Source organism: Komagataeibacter saccharivorans (assembly GCF_004348195.1).
In the GTDB taxonomy this organism is placed as follows: domain Bacteria; phylum Pseudomonadota; class Alphaproteobacteria; order Acetobacterales; family Acetobacteraceae; genus Komagataeibacter; species Komagataeibacter saccharivorans.
This window is the reverse complement of record NZ_CP036404.1, coordinates 2726619-2745806: the sequence shown is the minus strand read 5'-3', so window position 1 is coordinate 2745806 and position 19188 is coordinate 2726619. Positions and strand designations below refer to the sequence as shown.

18 protein-coding genes and 1 pseudogene are annotated in these 19188 nt (G+C 62.9%); 11 read left to right on the top strand and 8 right to left on the bottom strand.

What is annotated here, in order from left to right; genetic code table 11:
• Nucleotide 1 precedes the first annotated feature (1 nt).
• Nucleotides 2-934: an SMP-30/gluconolactonase/LRE family protein gene (locus tag KSAC_RS12620; RefSeq protein ID WP_243705220.1), complete on the bottom strand. Its 933-nt coding sequence runs from the start codon at nucleotides 932-934 to the stop codon at nucleotides 2-4.
• Between the two features lie 81 nt (nucleotides 935-1015).
• Between KSAC_RS12620 and KSAC_RS12615 the strand changes: the two genes are divergently transcribed.
• Nucleotides 1016-1774, top strand: coding sequence for a competence/damage-inducible protein A (locus KSAC_RS12615; RefSeq protein ID WP_102324835.1), 759 nt, complete (start codon nucleotides 1016-1018; stop codon nucleotides 1772-1774).
• A gap of 57 nt (nucleotides 1775-1831) precedes the next feature.
• Here KSAC_RS12615 and KSAC_RS12610 read toward each other — a convergent pair whose 3' ends face one another.
• From KSAC_RS12610 to KSAC_RS12600, 3 genes are all read right to left on the bottom strand, one after another.
• On the bottom strand, nucleotides 1832-2788 hold the full coding sequence (locus tag KSAC_RS12610; protein WP_102324836.1) for an acetyl-CoA carboxylase carboxyltransferase subunit alpha: 957 nt from the start codon (nucleotides 2786-2788) through the stop codon (nucleotides 1832-1834).
• 75 nt (nucleotides 2789-2863) lie between these two features.
• The gene (locus KSAC_RS12605; protein WP_132305678.1) at nucleotides 2864-3787 is read right to left on the bottom strand and encodes a tyrosine recombinase; all 924 of its coding nucleotides are present in this window, start codon (nucleotides 3785-3787) and stop codon (nucleotides 2864-2866) included.
• Nucleotides 3788-3799: 12 nt separating this feature from the next.
• The gene (locus tag KSAC_RS12600) at nucleotides 3800-4009 is read right to left on the bottom strand and encodes a hypothetical protein (protein WP_132305676.1); all 210 of its coding nucleotides are present in this window, start codon (nucleotides 4007-4009) and stop codon (nucleotides 3800-3802) included.
• 135 nt (nucleotides 4010-4144) lie between these two features.
• Here KSAC_RS12600 and aroB point away from each other — a divergent pair, with 135 nt between their 5' ends.
• From aroB to KSAC_RS12575, 5 genes and pseudogenes are all read left to right on the top strand, one after another.
• Nucleotides 4145-5878, top strand: a complete 1734-nt coding sequence (gene aroB, locus KSAC_RS12595; RefSeq protein WP_132305674.1) for a 3-dehydroquinate synthase — start codon at nucleotides 4145-4147, stop codon at nucleotides 5876-5878.
• A gap of 275 nt (nucleotides 5879-6153) precedes the next feature.
• Nucleotides 6154-7375, top strand: a pseudogene (locus KSAC_RS12590) (OmpA family protein).
• Nucleotides 7376-7786: 411 nt separating this feature from the next.
• On the top strand, nucleotides 7787-8896 hold the full coding sequence (locus KSAC_RS12585) for an OmpA family protein (RefSeq protein WP_102324611.1): 1110 nt from the start codon (nucleotides 7787-7789) through the stop codon (nucleotides 8894-8896).
• Between the two features lie 364 nt (nucleotides 8897-9260).
• Nucleotides 9261-10370, top strand: coding sequence for an OmpA family protein (locus tag KSAC_RS12580; RefSeq protein WP_102324612.1), 1110 nt, complete (start codon nucleotides 9261-9263; stop codon nucleotides 10368-10370).
• 167 nt (nucleotides 10371-10537) lie between these two features.
• Complete coding sequence (locus KSAC_RS12575; protein WP_102324613.1) at nucleotides 10538-11062, top strand: GtrA family protein; 525 nt, start codon at nucleotides 10538-10540, stop codon at nucleotides 11060-11062.
• Here KSAC_RS12575 and tenA read toward each other — a convergent pair.
• Nucleotides 10984-11688 carry a thiaminase II gene (gene tenA / locus KSAC_RS12570; protein ID WP_132305672.1) on the bottom strand — a complete coding sequence of 235 codons (705 nt, stop codon included), beginning with the start codon at nucleotides 11686-11688 and terminating at the stop codon, nucleotides 10984-10986. The genes KSAC_RS12575 and tenA overlap by 79 nt on opposite strands.
• A 151-nt stretch (nucleotides 11689-11839) precedes the next feature.
• Here tenA and alaS point away from each other — a divergent pair, with 151 nt between their 5' ends.
• The 3 genes from alaS (at nucleotide 11840) to KSAC_RS12555 (ending at nucleotide 16353) form a co-directional block, all read left to right on the top strand.
• Entirely contained in the window at nucleotides 11840-14488 is a 2649-nt protein-coding gene (gene alaS, locus KSAC_RS12565) for an alanine--tRNA ligase (RefSeq protein ID WP_132305670.1), read from the top strand.
• 295 nt (nucleotides 14489-14783) lie between these two features.
• Nucleotides 14784-15473 (top strand): carbonic anhydrase, encoded by a 690-nt coding sequence (locus KSAC_RS12560; RefSeq protein WP_102324616.1) that lies wholly within the window; start codon nucleotides 14784-14786, stop codon nucleotides 15471-15473.
• Between the two features lie 52 nt (nucleotides 15474-15525).
• The gene (locus tag KSAC_RS12555) at nucleotides 15526-16353 is read left to right on the top strand and encodes an endonuclease/exonuclease/phosphatase family protein (RefSeq protein ID WP_132305668.1); all 828 of its coding nucleotides are present in this window, start codon (nucleotides 15526-15528) and stop codon (nucleotides 16351-16353) included.
• 32 nt (nucleotides 16354-16385) lie between these two features.
• Here KSAC_RS12555 and KSAC_RS12550 read toward each other — a convergent pair whose 3' ends face one another.
• Nucleotides 16386-16739, bottom strand: a complete 354-nt coding sequence (locus tag KSAC_RS12550; RefSeq protein WP_102324617.1) for a hypothetical protein — start codon at nucleotides 16737-16739, stop codon at nucleotides 16386-16388.
• 120 nt (nucleotides 16740-16859) lie between these two features.
• Between KSAC_RS12550 and KSAC_RS12545 the strand changes: the two genes are divergently transcribed.
• Entirely contained in the window at nucleotides 16860-17642 is a 783-nt protein-coding gene (locus KSAC_RS12545; protein ID WP_132305666.1) for an NADPH-dependent F420 reductase, read from the top strand.
• On the opposite strand, the gene KSAC_RS12540 is transcribed toward KSAC_RS12545, so the two are convergent.
• On the bottom strand, nucleotides 17621-18169 hold the full coding sequence (locus KSAC_RS12540) for an HdeD family acid-resistance protein (RefSeq protein ID WP_102324619.1): 549 nt from the start codon (nucleotides 18167-18169) through the stop codon (nucleotides 17621-17623). The two genes, KSAC_RS12545 and KSAC_RS12540, sit on opposite strands and share 22 nt — an antisense overlap.
• Nucleotides 18170-18202: 33 nt before the next feature.
• The gene (locus tag KSAC_RS12535) at nucleotides 18203-18397 is read right to left on the bottom strand and encodes a hypothetical protein (protein ID WP_132305664.1); all 195 of its coding nucleotides are present in this window, start codon (nucleotides 18395-18397) and stop codon (nucleotides 18203-18205) included.
• 80 nt (nucleotides 18398-18477) lie between these two features.
• On the opposite strand from KSAC_RS12535, the gene rpsD reads away from it, so the two are divergent.
• Complete coding sequence (gene rpsD, locus KSAC_RS12530; protein WP_102324620.1) at nucleotides 18478-19095, top strand: 30S ribosomal protein S4; 618 nt, start codon at nucleotides 18478-18480, stop codon at nucleotides 19093-19095.
• Nucleotides 19096-19188 lie beyond the last annotated feature (93 nt).

Sequence of the window (19188 nt, the reverse complement as noted above, 5' to 3'; positions counted from 1 at the left end):
TCTAGCCCTTCGTAATATCTGGCAGCGCTGCCATCTCGGCCATTTCGGTGGCCGGGAACATGGTGGGCGCCTGACCCGCCACCTCCACCGCCATGCTGAACAGGCCACCCGCCTGCGGCAGGGTTGCCAGACGCCCGTCTGGCGTGTTCTTGCGCGCGGTGGTGATGTACACGGTCCGCAGGTCAGGCCCGCCAAAAGCCACTTTCGTCACGTTCTGCGCCGGAACGGTGATGGGTTCGAGCCGCGTGCCGTCCGGCTGGAAACGTTCGATCCGCCCCCCGTTCCATACCCCGACCCACAGGACACCCGCGCTGTCGACCACCACGCCATCGGGATAGCCATCCGCCAGACGGGCAAAAACGCGCCGGTTGGTCAGTTCCCCGTCTGCCGCCAGATCAAAGACATAGATGATCCCGGCAGGGGAATGGTTGTGATACAGCTTCATGCCATCGGGGGAGATGGCAGGCCCGTTGGTGACGATATACCCCTCGTCATGTCGCTGGACACACAGCCCATCGGGCTTGCGGGTTACGGAATACAGCGCACCCGTGGGCGTGCTTTCGCCATCATCCATGGTGCCGAACCACAGCCGCCCCATGGAATCCACACAGCCATCATTGATCCGGTTGCCCGGCAGGCCCGGTTCCACCGCGACCTCGCACCGGAAATCGCCGGACGTCGGGTCGAAACGGTACAGGCCATCTTTCAGCCCGCACATCAGCGTCCCGTCACTGACCGGCACCACGAAACCGGGCCGTTTCGGCGTGGGCCATGATGACCGCGCCCCTGTGGCGGGATGAAAACGATGGATGGCGTGGTCCACGATATCGACGAAATACAGCGCCTGTTCACGCGCGGACCATACCGGCCCTTCCCCCAGTTGCGCCTGAATGTCCCATACGCAACGTGGTTGTGGCATTGCTGCCGTGTCCATGGCTTCTCCTTCCGGTTGGCGGCCTGTCGTTATAGGATGGGGAGAAAATGCTCCTGCCCGCAATATAGTGGAATGTGCTTCATGAACCCCACCGCCTGCCTGCTGGTCATAGGCAACGAGATCCTGTCCGGCCGGACACAGGACGTGAACGTGCAGTATATTGCACGCCGCCTGTCCGAAACCGGGATTACCCTGAGCGAAGTCCGCATCATACCGGACATCCGCGCGGTCATCGTGCGCACCGTGACCGAAGCCCGTGCCGCTTACGATAATGTGTTCACCACCGGCGGCATCGGGCCAACGCATGACGATATCACCTCCGCCTGCGTTGCGGAATCGTTCGGCGTGCCATGGGTTCACCACGCAGAGACCTTCCGCCTGCTGGAAGCCCATTTCGCACCCGGTGAATTCAACGCCGCCCGTCAGCGTATGGCCACGATGCCGCAGGGGGCGGTACCAATCCGCAATTCCGTATCGGTCGCTCCGGGCTTCAGCATGGGAAACGTGCATGTCATGGCGGGTGTGCCCCGCATCATGCGCGCCATGTTTGAAGAAGTGCTGCCCACCCTGCCCCACGGCACGCCGGTCACGTCACGGGCATGGCATGCGACGGGACTGTATGAAGGCGCGCTGGCCGCCCCGCTTGAAGCGATCCAGAATCACTACCCCACCATTGATATCGGGTCTTATCCCTACCGTCTGGATGAAACCCAGCGCGGGGTGTGCCTGCTGTGCAAGGGAACGGATGCGCAGGCCGTATCGGCCGCCGCCACCGCCGTGCGCGACATGATCGCACGGCTTGGCTTCGAGCCGTATGAAGGCGAACCGGCCAAAAGCTGAAATCAGGACCGTGCCAGTAACCTGCCCCAAGGCAGGCTGCTGGCACGGAGCCGGCAATCAGGCTACGGCCTCACGCCCCATGGCGAGGAATTTTTCCCGTCGCTGCGCCTTGAGCAGCGCGGGATCTTTCGCCAGCAGCGCAGGCAGTTCGGCTGCGATGGCGTCACCCACGGCGCGAATCGCAACCTGCGGTTCACGCTGCGCGCCCCCCAGGGGTTCGGGAATGATCCGGTCGATCAGACGGAGCTGAAGCAGGTCCTGCGCCGTAAGCCGGAGCGCATCGGCGGCAGTGGCGGCCTGCTTGGGATCACGCCACAGAATGGATGCACAAGCTTCGGGGGAGATGACGGAATAGATCGCGTGTTCCAGCATCATCACGCGGTCGCCCGCACCCAGCGCCACGGCGCCGCCAGATCCGCCCTCACCAATGACGGTGGCGATGACCGGCACGGGCACGGTCAGGCAGGTTTCGATGGAGCGGGCGATGGCTTCCGCCTGACCGCGTGCTTCGGCATCGATACCCGGCCATGCGCCGGACGTGTCGATAAAGGTCAGGACCGGCAGGCCGAATCGTCCCGCCAGTTTCATCAGGCGCTGCGCCTTGCGGTAGCCTTCCGGTCGGGCCATGCCGAAATTATGCTTCAGCCGCGTTTCGATTTCCGCGCCGCGCTCGGTCCCGATCACCACGACCGGCTGGTTACGGAAACGCCCGATACCGCCGATGATGGCCTTGTCCTCACCAAACAGGCGATCACCGGCCAGCGGCGAAAATTCGGTAATCAGCGTGCTGATGTAATCGACCGTATGCGGCCGCTGGGCATGCCGTGCGACCTGCACCTTCTGGCCCGGGGTCAGCTTGGCATAGGCGGCACGCAACTGCCGGTCGGCTTTCTCGCTCAACCGGGTGATCTCTTCCGCAATGTTGATCCCGTCCGGACCGGACATCCTGCGAAGCTCGTCGATCTTGTTCTCAAGCTCGGCGACCGACTTTTCGAAATCTAGAAACTGGCGCATGCGCTGCCGATAGCACAGCCTGCACGCCAGCCAAACATTTTCACGCAGGGAATTTTCCCTGCCGTGCATTTTTACCTATTCCGCATCCGCCGCCATGGTTTCCGACAGCGGGTGATGCGCCGCCACCGCATCGCGCAGCCGGTCAAGCATGACATGGGTATAGATCTGGGTCGTCGCGATATCCGCATGCCCCAGCAGCACCTGCAACGCACGCAGGTCCGCGCCATGGGCCAGCAGATGGGTGGCGAAGGAATGGCGCAGCACATGGGGCGAAAGCCGCTGCGGGTCCAGTCCCGCGCGCAGGGCCACGTCATGCAGGATGCGGTCGAATCCCTGCCGGGTCATGGGCTGGCTTTTTCCCCTGCCGGGAAACAGGAAGGGACTTCCCCGCGCGGAATCGATGTCCATGAGCGCATGCGCCGCCGCACGCGCACGCGCGGACAGGGGCACCATCCGTTCCCGCCCCCCCTTGCCGCGCACCAGTATCATACCCGGCGCGGCCTGTAGCGCACGGCGCGGCAGGGACAGCAGTTCGGATATGCGCAGGCCCGACGCATACAGCATTTCCAGCGCCGCACGCGCCATAAGCAGCCGCCGCCTGCGCGCAGGCGTTGCATCCGCATCCGGTTCGCACGCCGCAAGCAGGACCGTGACTTCCCCTTCCGACAGGAAGCGCGGCAGCGGCGCATCCAGCCTGGGTGCTTCCAGCAGGGCGGCGGGATTGTCCGGTCGCAGTCCCTCACGTGCAAGGAACAGGAAATACTGCTTCAGGCATGACAGCCTGCGCGCCTGCGTGCGCGGGGCCAGCCCCTGCCCGGCCAGACCGGACAGATATTCCCGCAGGTCGCCTTCCCCCGCATCCAGCGGCGTAAGCCCGCGCGCAGCCAGTTCACGCCCCATATCCGCCAGATCGCGGGCATAGGCGCGGATGGTATTCAGCGCGGCGCCACGTTCAGCCGCCAGCATTTCCAGAAAGGCATCGACGGCGTCCATGCCCATATCGCCCGCAGCCTAGTGCGCGGGGGCCAGCGGGGCGACCGGCAGGGCGCTTGCCACGCCCATCGGGGCGGCGATCGGAGCCGGGGCGGGGGCCACCGCCATCGGGATATCCTTGTGCACGTCATGCGCCACCAGCGCGGGCGGAAACGCACCCAGCGAGACAAATGCCCCCACGCCGCACACCGCAACGACGCCTATTACGGCAATAAAAATACGGACCATCCAACCGCTTCCCATATCCTGCAGATGCCGGTGTTCCGCTGCCGGGGCTGGCGGAGCGCCCACCCGCCCCATGCGGGGCCGCCCCTGACCGCGGACTCTACCGGTTCCGTCCTGCTGTATGTTAGGTTGCCGTTCATGTCACGCCCGATTCCCCCCGACCGGCCCAGTCCGGAGGACCCATCCCTCACCATCCCCCTCGACCTCAATGCCGTTGGTCCCACCACCCCGTGGCGCGAAGGCAGCGGACGCACCATCGTGCTGGTGGGGCTGATGGGGGCGGGCAAGACGACCATCGGGCGCATCCTGTCCGCGCGGCTGGGCATGCCTTTTGTCGATTCGGATGAGGAAATCGAACGCGCCGCCGGCTGCACCATTGCCGACCTGTTCCACAGATATGGCGAACCGGAATTCCGCCGGGGAGAAAGGCTTGTCCTGCGCCGCCTGCTGTCGGGACCGCCGGTGGTGCTGGCGACAGGAGGCGGGGCATTCATGGACGCACGGACGCGTGCAGGTATACGCGAGCATGCCGTTTCCGTCTGGCTGCGCTGCCCGCTACCGGTTCTGGTGCAGCGCGTGGCGGAACGTACGCACCGGCCGCTGCTCAACGCCGCACCGCCCCATGCGGTGCTGGCGGATCTCATGCGCATACGCCACCCCGTCTATGCGGAGGCTGACATCATCGTGGATTGTGGAGACGACAACGTGGAACACAGCGCCGAGCGCGTCATACAGGCCCTGAAACACAACCAGCAGCCCCTGCGCGTGCCCGTGCGGCTGGAACGGGCCAGCTACGATGTCATGATCGGCCCGGACGTGATCCGCCGCGCAGGCGCGCTGCTGGCCCCGGTTCTGCCGCAGAAGCGCGTCATGATCCTGACGGACGAAACCGTTTCCCCCCTGCACTTGCCCCGTCTGCTGGAAGGGCTGGAGGAAACCGGCATCCGCGCCGAGGTCATCACCATCCCGCCCGGTGAGGGATCAAAAACCATCAGCATGTATGAGCGCGTGACCAACGCCCTGCTGGAAGCGCATGTGGAGCGTGGCACCACGGTCGTCGCACTGGGCGGCGGCGTTGTGGGCGATCTGGCGGGTTTCTGTGCCGCGACCACGCTGCGCGGCCTGCCTTTCGTGCAGATCCCGACCACGCTGCTTTCGCAGGTGGATTCGTCAGTTGGCGGCAAGACCGGCATCAACACGCCGTTTGGCAAGAACCTGCTGGGGGCCTTCCACCAGCCCATCGCGGTGCTGGCCGATACATCCACCCTTGCCACCCTGCCGGTGCGCGAACTGCGCGCGGGCTATGCTGAAATCGTCAAGTCCGGGCTGCTGGGCGATGCGGGACTGTTCGACTGGTGCGAACGCCATGGCGCGGGCGTACTGTCGGGCGATCCTGCAGCCCAGGCCGAAGCCATCGGCATGGCCTGCGCGTTCAAGGCACGGGTGGTAAGCGATGATGAACGCGAGGAGCGCAAGGCCGATGGCCGCGCGCTGCTCAATCTTGGCCATACCTTCGGCCACGCGCTGGAAGCGGAAATGGGCTACGACGGCAGCCTGCTGCATGGGGAAGCCGTATCCATCGGGCTGCGGCTGGCCTTCATGCTGTCGGTCCGGCTGGGCTACTGCGCGGCGGCGGATCTGGACCGCGTGACATCCCACCTTGAACGCCTGTCCATGCCTGCGCGGATCAGCGATACGGGGCGCAATTTCTCCGCCACGCAACTTGTGCGCAACATGCAGCGCGACAAGAAAATGCGCGACGGGCGCCTGTCCTTTGTTCTGGTGCGCGGCATTGGCCGGGCCTTCACCTGCCGTGACGTGCCCGATGACGCCGTGATCGAGGTCCTGCGCGCTGATGGCTGCACGCCCTGACCCGCCCATCACCGCCATGTGACTTTTTTACAACGCGTTACCCCTTCCCCTGACAGCGGGAAGGGGCATTTACCTTATTTCAATCCTTGCACCGCACAACGATCGGGCCATGGCCCCTGTGCGGACAGGACCAGTTCCCCTTTCCCGCACAGACCCATCGGCACAGCGATAACGGCCCGAAGGCCGATTGTGTCAACCTGTATCAGGCCGATGTGGAACATGCCCCCATTTTCCACCAACACGAAGCCGCCTGATCAAGCTTCAAGGATGGGAACATGAGTCTTCGCGCGGCTTTACTGGCGACTCCCATAATCGCGGCCCCGGCGGCTGCCGCCATGGCCACGACCATTACGGGTCCCTATGTCGATATCGGTGGCGGCTACAGCCTGACCCAGACCCAGCATGTCCATAATTACGATGTGGAACGGCGTGACGCCATAAACAACACCTACCTTAACGGGGCGTCGCCCGCCATCGTCCGCGATTTTGACAAAGGGATCGACCCCGGCCTGCATGAACGCGAACAGGTGCGCCATGGTGCCGGATGGACCGGTTTCGCCGCCTTCGGCTGGGGCTTCGGCAATGGCCTGCGGGCCGAGGTGGAAGGGGTCTATAACTGGTCGGACCTGAGCAGCATCAGCGCCACCACGGGCGACCCGAAAGGGCACCCCATGCATGGCAGGACCAATGGCAGCGACCGGTCCTATGGCGGCTTCGTCAACGTGCTGTATGACATCGACCTGAAGCGTCTGTTCAACATTGACGTGCCCGTTACCCCCTTCGTCGGTGTCGGTGCCGGTTATCTGTGGGAAAACGTGAACAGCACCACCGCATTGCAGACCGCCATCAGCCAGCATGGCACCAATGGCAGCTTCGCCTATCAGGGTATCGTGGGCGCCGCCTATGACATCCCCGGAGTTGCCGGGCTGCAGATGACCACCGAATACCGCATGATCGGGCAGGTCGAATCCTTCGATAACGGCTTCATACAGCAGTCCTATTCCGGCCCGCTGGGTCATGACAGCACCCGACTCCGTTATGACCAGCGCTTCAACCACCAGTTCATCGTGGGCGTCCGCTACGCCTTCAACACTGCGCCGCCACCACCCCCGCCGCCCCCCCGCCGTCGTGCCGCCCGCGCCGACAGCAGCCCGCACCTATCTGGTATTCTTCGACTGGGACGGCTCCGCCCTGACCGGTCGCGCGCGTGAGATCGTGGCAGAGGCCGCCCAGGCTTCCACCCACATCCAGACCACCCGCATCGAAGTCAACGGCTACACCGACAACTCCGCAGCCCATCCCGGCCCGCGTGGTGAGAAGTACAACATGGGTCTGTCCCTGCGTCGCGCTGACAGCGTGAAGGCGGAACTGATCCGTGACGGCGTGCCCGCCAATGCCATCGACATCCATGGCTACGGCGAAGCACACCCGCTGGTGCCCACAGGTCCAGATACCCGTGAGCCCCAGAACCGTCGTGTCGAGATCATCCTGCACTGATCGGAACCGAAACGGCCTGCAAACGATATTCCTGATCAGGCAGAGGGGGAATGCACCGGCATTCCCCCTTTCCTGTCGAATCGTCCGGGCCTGAAACGGAAGAAAGCAGAGGTCTTCCGTTTATAATAATGACCTATGCAAAATAAGGAGATCTATCGGCAATATCGGAAAAACCCTTATAAACTCACGTCTTTTGATCGGCATTACCAAAGATACCCGTGACATATGTGTTTTTTTGGTCACACCCGTCCGGCTTGCACCATTTAGCCCATTCTCAAGCCGCTTCAGACACGCTAAGCCCCGCATTATAGCTTGCGGGTAATCTCAGGCTGCCCTGTATCGGGGCAAAACCATTGCCCGGACCACAAGAACAGGGCCCGCCCTGCAACAATAGACTTTAAGGACTTAAACATGCGTCTTCGCGCAGCGTTACTGGCAACCAGCCTGCTGGCAGCGACACCGTTCGCAGCCAAGGCCACGACCATCACCGGCCCGTATGTCGATATCGGCGGTGGTTACAACCTGACCCAGACCCAGCACGGGCACTTTGCCGACACCAATTCCGGTGCAGGCACCCCCGGCGAGCCGGGCCGTGAAAAGCTTGGCCACCGTCATGGCTGGACCGGTTTCGGTGCAGTTGGCTGGGGCTTCGGCAACGGCCTGCGTGCGGAAGTCGAGGGTGACTACAACTGGTCCGAAATCTACAGCCAGTCCCGTGGCGACAAGGGCAGCGACCGCTCCTATGGCGGCTTCGTCAACGTGCTGTATGACATCGACCTGAAGCGTCTGTTCAACATCGACGTGCCTGTCACGCCGTTCGTCGGTGTCGGTGCCGGTTACCTGTGGCAGAACGCCCACAACGTTACCGTCGGCGCGAACAACCCGTCGGGCGCCCGCAGCCTGAGCGGCACCAAGGGCGGCTTCGCCTACCAGGGTATCGTCGGTGCGGCCTATGACATCCCGGGCGTGCCGGGCCTGCAGATGACCACCGAATACCGCATGATCGGTCAGCCGCAGAGCTTCACCATGGGCAACTTCACCGCTGGTGACGGCCATGCAAGCTTCGACCACCGCTTCAACCACCAGTTCATCGTAGGCGTCCGCTACGCGTTCAACAACGCGCCGCCGCCGCCGCCGCCGGCTCCCGCCGTCGTGCCGCCCGCGCCGACAGCAGCCCGCACCTATCTGGTGTTCTTCGACTGGGACGGCTCCGCCCTGACCGGCCGTGCGCGTGAGATCGTGGCAGAGGCCGCTCAGGCTTCCACCCACATCCAGACCACCCGCATCGAAGTCAACGGCTACACCGACAACTCCGCGGCCCATCCCGGCCCGCGTGGTGAGAAGTACAACATGGGTCTGTCCCTGCGTCGCGCTGACAGCGTGAAGGCGGAACTGATCCGTGACGGCGTGCCCGCCAATGCCATCGACATCCATGGCTACGGCGAAGCACACCCGCTGGTGCCCACAGGTCCCGACACCCGTGAGCCCCAGAACCGTCGCGTGGAAATCATCCTGCACTGATCTGGCGCAGGGCGACTACCGGAAAGGGGGCACTTCGGTGCCCCTTTTTTTTATTTCTAAACGTTTCTTTATCTTCAGTAGGCTATCGTAACTTTGTGTCCATTTTGCCACAAAATACTCTAAATCTTTTATTACAAGATTGTGCCTGCTTTGATACAGCCCATATAATTAGTTGTTATTAAACAGAAAAAACACTTGCATATGCATGCGTCGCTATGGTGTCACCTTTCTGCCGCGTCTGGATAACAGACAGAATGAAACCACCTGAAGCACACTGTGTTTGATCTGGTGAAATCGATTAATCTTCGCATCACGCGAAAGATGTGGTTTACAAAGAAGTAATAACATGAGGAAGGATGATCATATGCGTCTCCGCTCTGCTCTGCTGGCGACCAGCCTGCTGGCAGCGACACCGTTCGCAGCCAAGGCCACGACCATCACCGGCCCGTATGTCGATATCGGCGGTGGCTACAACCTGACCCAGACCCAGCACGGGCACTTTGCCGACACCAATTCCGGTGCAGGCACCCCCGGCGAGCCGGGCCGTGAAAAGCTTGGCCACCGTCATGGCTGGACCGGTTTCGGTGCAGTTGGCTGGGGCTTCGGCAACGGCCTGCGTGCGGAAGTCGAGGGCGACTACAACTGGTCCGAAATCTACAGCCAGTCCCGTGGCGACAAGGGCAGCGACCGCTCCTATGGCGGCTTCGTCAATGTGCTGTATGACATCGACCTGAAGCGTCTGTTCAACATCGACGTGCCTGTCACGCCGTTCGTCGGTGTCGGTGCCGGTTACCTGTGGCAGAACGCCCACAACGTTACCGTCGGCGCGAACAACCCGTCGGGCGCCCGCAGCCTGAGCGGCACCAAGGGTGGCTTCGCCTACCAGGGTATCGTCGGTGCGGCCTATGACATCCCGGGCGTGCCGGGCCTGCAGATGACCACCGAATACCGCATGATCGGTCAGCCGCAGAGCTTCACCATGGGCAACTTCACCGCTGGTGACGGCCATGCAAGCTTCGACCACCGCTTCAACCACCAGTTCATCGTAGGCGTCCGCTACGCGTTCAACAACGCGCCGCCGCCGCCGCCGCCGGCTCCCGCCGTCGTGCCGCCCGCGCCGACAGCAGCCCGCACCTATCTGGTGTTCTTCGACTGGGACGGCTCCGCCCTGACCGGCCGTGCGCGTGAGATCGTGGCAGAGGCCGCCCAGGCTTCCACCCACATCCAGACCACCCGCATCGAAGTCAACGGCTACACCGACAACTCCGCGGCCCACCCTGGCCCGCGTGGTGAGAAGTACAACATGGGTCTGTCCCTGCGTCGCGCTGACAGCGTGAAGGCGGAACTGATCCGTGACGGCGTGCCCGCCAATGCCATCGACATCCATGGCTACGGCGAAGCACACCCGCTGGTGCCCACAGGCCCCGACACCCGTGAGCCCCAGAACCGTCGCGTGGAAATCATCCTGCACTGATCTGGCAGTCAATAAAGGGAGCAGTCATCTGCTCCCTTTATTACTTTTCATTTCTTTTATTTCCGGCCTCATTCCCCTATGAGGTGCCTGCCGGTAACAAGCCTGTCTGTCGCGCATCTGTCCGATAGCAAGGCCCTTCCACTCGATGCAGGCAGAAGGATACCATCTTGCCCCAGCTTTCCCGTGAGAAAGTCACACAATTTCTGAAATTCGGAATTGTCGGCCTGTTTGGGCTATTCTGGGACACAACAGCCGTTTACAGCCTGCGTCCGCTCATCGGACTGACGACCGCCACGATTGCGGCCTATTTTATTGCGGCGTCGATCAACTGGCTCGTCAACCGGCTGTGGACTTTCCGCAAGGCGGGCAACCAGCATCATTTCGTTATCCAGTGGCTGCGCTTTCTTGCAGGCAATTCACTGGGCTTCTTCCTGAACCGCGGCTGCGTGTTCATGATGTTCCACCTCTCCCCGGTCTTCAAGGCCAACCCCGTGCTGGCGCTGGCCGCAGGCGCGGTAGCGGGCATGCTGGCGAACTTCCATATCAGCCGGAAGCTTGTCTTCCATTCATGCCGCCCGGCCTGTCAGCAGAAAAGTGCCGAGATCACGCCCTTTCAGCCGCAGCGCGCCGTGGCCCAGAATGCCGTTTCCAGACGGACCGAGGTTTCGAATTCCCGCCGCAAGGCCGGATAACGCATCTGCGCGCCATAGGCCGCGCCAACCTGCTCAAGGCGGCTGATACCGTCTTCCACCAGCGCGGTGTATTCATCCCCGCCATAAAGCGCGATCCATGACCAGTAGGGATTCCCCTCCCGCCGGGTCGCGGGATCAACATGCAGTCGCGCACCCACCTCCGCATAGCCGATCAGGCAGGGCGCCATGGTCACCAGCAGATCGAGCAGGTCGCCCGTCTGTGCGCGATCGAGGATGAAACGGCTGTAGGCCAGCAGTTCGAGCGATTCTTCCGCCCCCTCAAGATCGGCTTCCTCGATCCCCCATCCCCGGCAATACGCCACATGCATCGACAGTTCGGTATCCAGTATGCCCGACAGAAGCTGGGCGGCATGCCGCATGCCCGCAACACTATCCGCTTTATGGACGGCCAGCGCGCAGGCACGGACGTACTGGATCAGGTACAGGTAATCCTGAATCAGGAAATTCCTGAACGCATCAGGGCTGACCGTCCCCGCGCCCATACCCTGCACAAAGGGATGACGTACGAAATCCAGCCATCGGGGCATGCAGTCCTGCCGCAGTCGTCCCGCCAGTCCCCGTGTCAGCAGTGGCCAGTCCCGTTCCGCCTGCCAGTCGTGCATCATGTTTCCTTTTCGCCTGGGTATGCACGCACATCACGCATCGGCCATATGGGCAAAACACGCATGTTCTCACTTCCGGTCCGCTGCTACGTGCGCTAGGTGAATGAATCCGGTTTTACATCTATCTTCAATACAGGATCGTCTGTTTCCCGCCATGCCCACAACAAACGACATTCGTGCCACCTTCCTCGACTATTTTGCCGGGAATGGGCATCAGATCGTGCCGTCCTCGTCACTGGTGCCGCATAACGATCCCACGCTGCTGTTTACCAATGCTGGTATGGTGCAGTTCAAGAACGTTTTCACCGGGCAGGAAACACGTCCCTATTCCCGCGCGACAACGGCGCAGAAGGTCGTGCGCGCGGGCGGCAAGCACAACGATCTGGACAATGTGGGCTATACCGCCCGCCATCACACTTTTTTCGAGATGATGGGCAATTTCTCGTTCGGGGATTATTTCAAGGCCGAAGCCATCGAACTGGCATGGAAGCTGGTGACCGGCACGTTCGGGCTGCCCAAGGAAAGGCTGCTGACCACCGTCTATGCCGATGACGAGGAAGCAGCCGCCCTGTGGCGCAAGATTGCCGGCCTGTCCGATGACCGGATCATCCGTATTCCCACATCCGACAATTTCTGGCGCATGGGTGATACCGGTCCCTGTGGCCCGTGTTCGGAAATCTTCTATGATCATGGCCCGGAAGTGGCAGGCGGCCCGCCCGGCTCCCCCGAGGAAGACGGCGACCGGTTTACCGAAATCTGGAACCTCGTGTTCATGCAGTATTTCGAAAACCCGCCCGGCACCCGTTCTCCCCTGCCCCGTCCGTCGATCGACACCGGGCTTGGGCTGGAACGCTTTGCCGCAATCCTGCAGGGCAAGCGCGACAACTACGATATAGACACGTTCCGCGCGCTGATCCTCGCCTCCGCCGAGATCACGGGTCAGGACCCCGATGGCCCGTTCAACGCCAGCCATCGCGTTGTAGCCGACCATCTGCGCTCCTCGTCCTTCCTGATCGCCGATGGCGTGCTGCCCTCCAAGGACGGGCGTGGATACGTGCTGCGCCGCATCATGCGCCGCGCCATGCGCCACCTGCACATGATGGGCACCACGGAACCGACCTTCTACCGTCTGGTTCCCGCCCTGATCCGGCAGATGGGCGAAGCCTATCCCGAACTGGTGCATGCCCGCGCCCTGATCGAAGAAACGATGAAGGGCGAGGAAGAGCGCTTCAAGGCCATGCTCGACCGCGGCCTGTCGCTGCTGGCGGACGAGACGGAACGCCTTGGCGATGGCGCGCCGCTGCCCGGCGATGTGGCGTTCAAGCTGTATGACACATTCGGCTTCCCGCTTGACCTGACGCAGGATGCCCTGCGCGGCAGCAGCCATGGCGTGGATGTGGCGGGCTTCAATGAAGCCATGGACGTGCAGCGCAGGCGCGCCCGCGCGGCATGGAGCGGTTCGGGCGACAGCGCCACCGAAACCGTATGGTTCGAAGCCCGCGACACCTTCGGGGCGACCGAATTCCTCGGCTACACCACCGAAACGTCGGATGCCGAGGTGCAGACCATAATCGTGGACAATGCGCAGGTGGAAAGTGCCGGCCCAGGCGCGCAGATCGCACTGCTGCTGAACCAGACACCCTTTTACGGGGAAAGTGGCGGTCAGGTTGGCGACACCGGCACGGTCACGGCACCGGGCCTGCGCATCGCCATCACGGATACCCAGAAGAAGCTGGGCGACCTGCTGGTGCATTACGGCACGGTTGTCGAAGGCACGGTCAAACCCGGCATGGCCGTTACCGCACAGGTTGACCATACCCGTCGCAGCGCCATCCGTGCGCATCATTCCGCAACCCATCTGCTGCATGAAGCCCTGCGCCGCCGCCTTGGCGCGCATGTCACGCAGAAGGGCAGCCTGAACGCACCCGACCGCCTGCGCTTTGACGTAAGCCAGCCCCGCCCGATCACACCGGAAGAACTGGCCGAGATCGAAGCGGAGGTGAATGCCCGCATCCGTGAAAACACGGAAGTCACCACCCGCCACATGACGCCGGAAGAAGCCATCGAACAGGGTGCGATGGCCCTGTTTGGCGAAAAATACGGCGATGAAGTGCGCGTGGTGTCCATGGGTGGCCCGGAAGAAGGGCGCGCAGGCTGGTCCATCGAACTGTGCGGTGGCACGCATGTGCGCCGCACGGGTGATATCGGTCTGTTCCGCATCACGTCCGAAAGCGGCGTCTCCTCCGGCGTGCGCCGGATCGAGGCGGTGACAGGACGTGCCGCAGAAAACGCCACCGTCGCGACCGAGGAACGCCTGAACCAGATTGCCGCCATGCTGCGCGTGCCGCCCGCGGAAGCGCCCGAGCGCCTTGCCGTGATGCTGGAAGAACGCAAGGTCATGGAACGCCAGATTTCCGATCTGCAGCGCAAGCTGGCATCGGGCAGTCAGGCCGCCAGCAGCATCGAGGACATCAACGGCATCAAACTCGATGCCCGCAACGTGGGCGAACTGCCGCCCAAGGAACTCAAGCCGCTGGCGGACTCCCTGCGCACTGAAATCGGCTCCGGCGTGGTGGTGCTGATCTCCACCGCCGATGGCAAGGGCAGCATCGTGGTGGCGGCTACGCCCGATCTGGCGGAACGGGTCGATGCCGTGACCCTGGTGCGCGTGGCCAGTGCCGCCATGGATGGCAAGGGCGGCGGTGGCCGACGCGACATGGCGCAGGCCGGTGGCCCGGACATCACCAAGGTTGATGCCGCACTTGATGCGGTGCGTGCGGCACTGAAGCAGGCAGCGGGCTAGTCCCCGCTTCTTGCTGCGGTCCAATACCATGCAACGGCGCGCCCAGTCGCGCCGTTGTGCTGTACTGTGCAATCACAGGATGAAATATATTCAGTACAGAAAGTGAATATTTATTAATTATATTGTGGTTACATAGTATTTCCACTGCACTGCATTGAGAAACATTTATGCCCGCCGGGTGTTTCCCATGGTATAGGGGATAGGAGAGACAGGCCGGACCATCGGATGCCACGGCGGCTGTACCGCACGGCATGCTTCCCCCAATGTCCGGACATTCAGGTGACAGGATTTTACAATGGCCGATACCAATACTGCCCGGGATACCCTCATCGAGCTGCTGCAGGGCGTGGAACGTTTCAATACGGAAGTTTTCCCCCAGAACCGCGAGCTGTTCGCCAGTCTGGCTGAAAGCCAGTCCCCTGATACGCTGTTCATCGCCTGCGCCGACAGCCGGGTTAACCCCAGCATGATTACCCAGACCCAGCCGGGTGACCTGTTCGTGCTGCGCAATATCGGCAATATCGTGCCTGCCTATGGGGAAATGCTTGGCGGCGTCTCGTCTGCCATCGAATATGCGGTCAGCGCGCTGAAGGTGTCCCATATCATCGTATGCGGTCATTCAAACTGCGGCGCGATGAAGGCCCTGCTCGATCCCGACCCCACCAACCTGAACAAGATGCCGACCGTCGCAAGCTGGCTGCGCAACGCCGAAGCCGCGCGCGCCGTGCTGGAGGCATCCGATGCTGGCCCCGCGACCGTACGCAGTCTGGCAGAACAGAATGTCCAGCTTCAGATCGCCCATCTGCGCACCCATCCCGCCGTGGCCGCAGGGCTTGCCCGTGGCACCCTGACGTTGCAGGGATGGTTCTATGACATCGCAAGCGGGGAAGTTGTCGTTCTGGATGAAACGTCGCGGCAGTTCGTCCATGTGGACGAAGCCATCGCCCGGCTGCGCGCCCAGTCGGGTACGCCCGCCACCGCCTGAATGCTCCCACCGGCATGGGGTGTGGCTGGCGCTGTTCGCGTGCCTCACCACCATGCCGCCTGGCCCCGCGCAGGCGGCGGCCAGTCTTAAACTGTCCACATGGAATCTTGACTGGCTGACCACCCGCACGCAGGGCGATGCCGCCCTGCCGCCGGATGTAACGCCCCGCACGCCCGCCGAACTGGATGCACTGGCCCGGTATGCCCGCCATCTTGCACCCGACATTGCGGCGCTGGAGGAAGTGGATACGCCGGAACTGGCCGCCCGGCTGTTCCCTGCCCCTTTCTATCACATCATCATATCTGGCGATCAGGTGGTGCAGAAGGTCGCACTCGCCATCCGGGCCGACCTACAGGTGGAGCGCCATGCGGATGTTACCGCGCTGGATGTCTATCCAGCCACCGCCCCACGTCACCTGCGTTCCGGTCTGGATCTGAGCATTGGCAGCGGGCCGGACACGCTGCGGCTGCTTGTCGTTCACCTCAAGGCGGGATGCAGGGATTCGTCGCCCACCAGCCGCAAGCCTGCCTGCCGTACGCTTTTACGGCAGATTGCCGTCATTCAGGACTGGATCATGGAACGGCAGGATGAAGGCGAGGCTTTTGCCGTGCTGGGCGATTTCAACCGCCTGCTCGCCCCCGATGACCCGGCGCTGCGCAACCTTGCCGAAAACGGGCCGCTGACCCTTGCCACGGCGGGCCATGCCAGCCCCTGCGGGCAGGGCAGCTATTTTATCGACCACATCATATTGGGGGGTGCCGCACGCGGCTGGCTGCAACCTGACAGCCTGCGCGTCATGCTCTATCGCGACAGCGGACGGGAGCAGGCCATGCGCCTGTCCGATCACTGCCCCGTCTCGGTTCGGCTATCGCCACCCTGAACCTGAAGGACCGGACGGCGTGGCAGACAACCTTATTCCGGCCAGATGCCCGAAGCATGCAGCGCATTCCACCCCACACCCAGCACGACCAGCACGAACACGATTGCCCCCATCAACTGGAACAGTTCCTTGTAGGGCATGAACGGAGCGGACGCGCCAGCCATGGCGGCGGCATGGCTGCTGGATGTCGCAACAGCGTCATCGGCCTGCGGCACCACCTGCGTCTGGGCCACGGGTACCGGGCCGGGATCGGGCACGTCGGTCGCCGCAGCCGATGCCTCGTCTTCCTGCGTGGCGTCGTGCAGTGCCTCGACCGGATGGTCCACGCCCACGGGAACAGCGGATTCCGCTACAACAGTCCTGTCCTGATCGGGTGTGTCGGTCATTGACGCTGTACTCCTGCTTTCCCCAACTCTGTGCCATATACCTGTCAGTTCGGCAAAGAACCAAACGGCAGATCAGACATCCCGACATACTACCACCCGCTGCCCGCGCAGGAGAAAGCCATGCCCCTGAAACTGACCCGCAGGCAGAGCCTGACCACCCTGCTGGCCGGACTGCTGCCCGTCCTTACGCCCCATGGGGCCATGGCCCGCACGCCCCTGCGCATTGGCATGATCGGGTCCGGCCATGTCGGCAGCACGCTGGGGCAGTTATGGAGCCGGGCGGGGCACGAGGTCATGCTGTCCGCCCTGACATTGAGGGAGGCGCAGGAACGGGTTGAGGAACTGCATTTCGGCAGCGCGGGCACATCGCACGATGCCGCTGCCTTTGGCGATGTGGTGGTGCTGGCGGTACCCTATGGGGCATTGCAGCAACTCGGGCATACGATTGGCCCGGTCCTGAATGCAAGGCCGCTGATCGACGCGACGAATCCCTATACATGGCGCGATGGCAAGATTGGCCGTCAGGCGCTGCTTGAGGGCGCGGGCATGGTCACGCAGTCGCTCTTTCCCACCGCCGCCGTAGTGCGGGCCTTCAATTCAGAGGATATGACAACCCTGCTGGCCCAGAGCAACCGGCCACCGCCACGCATGGCGCTGCCCATGGCGGGCGATGTGGCACGGGCGCTCACTATGGCGGGCTGGCTGATCCATGATGCGGGATTTGACCCGGTCATGGCGGGTGGCCTGTCAGCGGCAGGCCTGTTTCAGCCCGGCGGCCCGGCATTCGAGGCCCGGATGGACGCCGATGACCTGCGCCAGCTGCTGGGGGTTACGGGCGACAGTGCCGTTGAACGCAGCCTTGCCGCCCGGTTTGCCGCAGCTCAGGCTTCCGGCGGCAGGTAGGCGGCCCGGCGCAGGGCAAGGCCGAACTGGACCCAGCCGATCCCGGCTGCGATCAGTTCAATGGCGATGAATGTCCCGATCAGCCACAGGCCCGACCATGGCAGCGTGATGTACAGGCACAGCCCGACCAGAAGGCTGATCAGCCCGCCGAACAGGATGATCCACCAGCCCTGCAGCCCACGCTGCCGGAACGCCATGATGATGCGCCCGATTCCCGACACCACCAGACAGGCGGCGATGAAAATGGTGATGATCAGGGAGCCGGTGGCCGGTTCCTCCATCATCATCGTGCCCGCCAGTATATAAAGACCACCGCCAAGGATGGACATCAGCCTGCCATCCCAGTCCCGTACGGCAAAGGCATGGACAAGCTGGACCGCGCCCGCGACGAACAGTACCAGCCCGAACAGGATGGTACTGGCCAGCGACAGCGCCAGCGCGTCCGCCCAGGCCACGAATCCCAGCCCGAGCGATACCACCCCAAGCCCGACAAACAGTCCCCAGCGCTGCGTAAGCGGCGTTTCCATGCGAAGCCCTTCCCTATGTTCCGGCATGCCGTTTCATAACAGGCCGCCAGCCCCCTGCGATACAGGTTTTGTCATGTCCGACGCAGGGTCCAGCCCCACGCCATGATTGACACGAACGGGCTGTACCCCTATACGCGCCCGACTGCCGGGAATGTGGACGATACGGCTGGTGCCCATGGGTGATTGCTCCCCGGTGCCGGTAATACGTGGCGCGCCCGTCCTGTTCATGGGGAACAGGACCTACCGGTGCAACGACATGAAACACGGCCCGCCGTGGTGCATGCAGATGAATGAAGTGAGAGCGCGACATGAGCAAGCGCCTTGAGAGCAAGTATAAAATCAACCGCCGCCTTGGCGTGAACCTGTGGGGCCGTGCGAAGTCCCCGGTCAACAAGCGCGAATACGGCCCCGGCCAGCATGGCCAGCGCCGCAAGCAGAAGCCGTCCGACTTCTCCGTGCAGCTTATGGCCAAGCAGAAGCTGAAGGGCTACTACGGCAACATCGGCGAAAAGCAGTTCCGCAAGTATTACGATGAGGCGGTGCGTCGCAAGGGCGATACTTCCGAAAACCTGATCGACCTGCTGGAACGCCGGCTGGACGCGGTTGTCTACCGCATGAAGTTCGCGATCACCCCGTTCGCGGCACGCCAGTTCATCAGCCACGGCCACATCACGGTCAACGGTCGCAAGGTCAACATCCCCTCCTTCCTGGTGCGTGATGGCGACGTGATCGAAGTGCGTGAAAAGTCCAAGCAGCTCGCCATCGTGCTGGATGCGGCACAGAGCGGCGAACGCGACGTGCCGGAATACATGGAAGTCGACCATCGCCAGATGAAGGGCACGTTCCTGCGCAGCGCCAAGCTGTCGGATGTCCCCTATCCGGTCCAGATGGAACCGAACCTGGTCATCGAATTCTACTCTCGCTGATCAATACCCGGAACCGGGCAGGCGTGACGCCGGGCGTGGGGCTTTGTCCCCGCGTCCGGCGTCCGCGTTTCTGGCCCCTGCCCCGTTCCCTAT

Bases quoted from the DNA above. Each gene is read 5' to 3' on its own strand.
- KSAC_RS12620 (WP_243705220.1), bottom strand. From the start codon at position 934: ATGGACACGGCAGCAATGCCACAACCACGTTGCGTATGGGACATTCAG.
- KSAC_RS12615 (WP_102324835.1), top strand. From the start codon at position 1,016: ATGAACCCCACCGCCTGCCTGCTGGTCATAGGCAACGAGATCCTGTCC.
- KSAC_RS12610 (WP_102324836.1), bottom strand. From the start codon at position 2,788: ATGCGCCAGTTTCTAGATTTCGAAAAGTCGGTCGCCGAGCTTGAGAAC.
- KSAC_RS12605 (WP_132305678.1), bottom strand. From the start codon at position 3,787: ATGGGCATGGACGCCGTCGATGCCTTTCTGGAAATGCTGGCGGCTGAA.
- KSAC_RS12600 (WP_132305676.1), bottom strand. From the start codon at position 4,009: ATGGTCCGTATTTTTATTGCCGTAATAGGCGTCGTTGCGGTGTGCGGC.
- aroB (WP_132305674.1), top strand. From the start codon at position 4,145: ATGTCACGCCCGATTCCCCCCGACCGGCCCAGTCCGGAGGACCCATCC.
- KSAC_RS12585 (WP_102324611.1), top strand. From the start codon at position 7,787: ATGCGTCTTCGCGCAGCGTTACTGGCAACCAGCCTGCTGGCAGCGACA.
- KSAC_RS12580 (WP_102324612.1), top strand. From the start codon at position 9,261: ATGCGTCTCCGCTCTGCTCTGCTGGCGACCAGCCTGCTGGCAGCGACA.
- tenA (WP_132305672.1), bottom strand. From the start codon at position 11,688: ATGATGCACGACTGGCAGGCGGAACGGGACTGGCCACTGCTGACACGG.
- alaS (WP_132305670.1), top strand. From the start codon at position 11,840: ATGCCCACAACAAACGACATTCGTGCCACCTTCCTCGACTATTTTGCC.
- KSAC_RS12560 (WP_102324616.1), top strand. From the start codon at position 14,784: ATGGCCGATACCAATACTGCCCGGGATACCCTCATCGAGCTGCTGCAG.
- KSAC_RS12555 (WP_132305668.1), top strand. From the start codon at position 15,526: ATGCCGCCTGGCCCCGCGCAGGCGGCGGCCAGTCTTAAACTGTCCACA.
- KSAC_RS12550 (WP_102324617.1), bottom strand. From the start codon at position 16,739: ATGACCGACACACCCGATCAGGACAGGACTGTTGTAGCGGAATCCGCT.
- KSAC_RS12545 (WP_132305666.1), top strand. From the start codon at position 16,860: ATGCCCCTGAAACTGACCCGCAGGCAGAGCCTGACCACCCTGCTGGCC.
- KSAC_RS12540 (WP_102324619.1), bottom strand. From the start codon at position 18,169: ATGGAAACGCCGCTTACGCAGCGCTGGGGACTGTTTGTCGGGCTTGGG.
- KSAC_RS12535 (WP_132305664.1), bottom strand. From the start codon at position 18,397: ATGAACAGGACGGGCGCGCCACGTATTACCGGCACCGGGGAGCAATCA.
- rpsD (WP_102324620.1), top strand. From the start codon at position 18,478: ATGAGCAAGCGCCTTGAGAGCAAGTATAAAATCAACCGCCGCCTTGGC.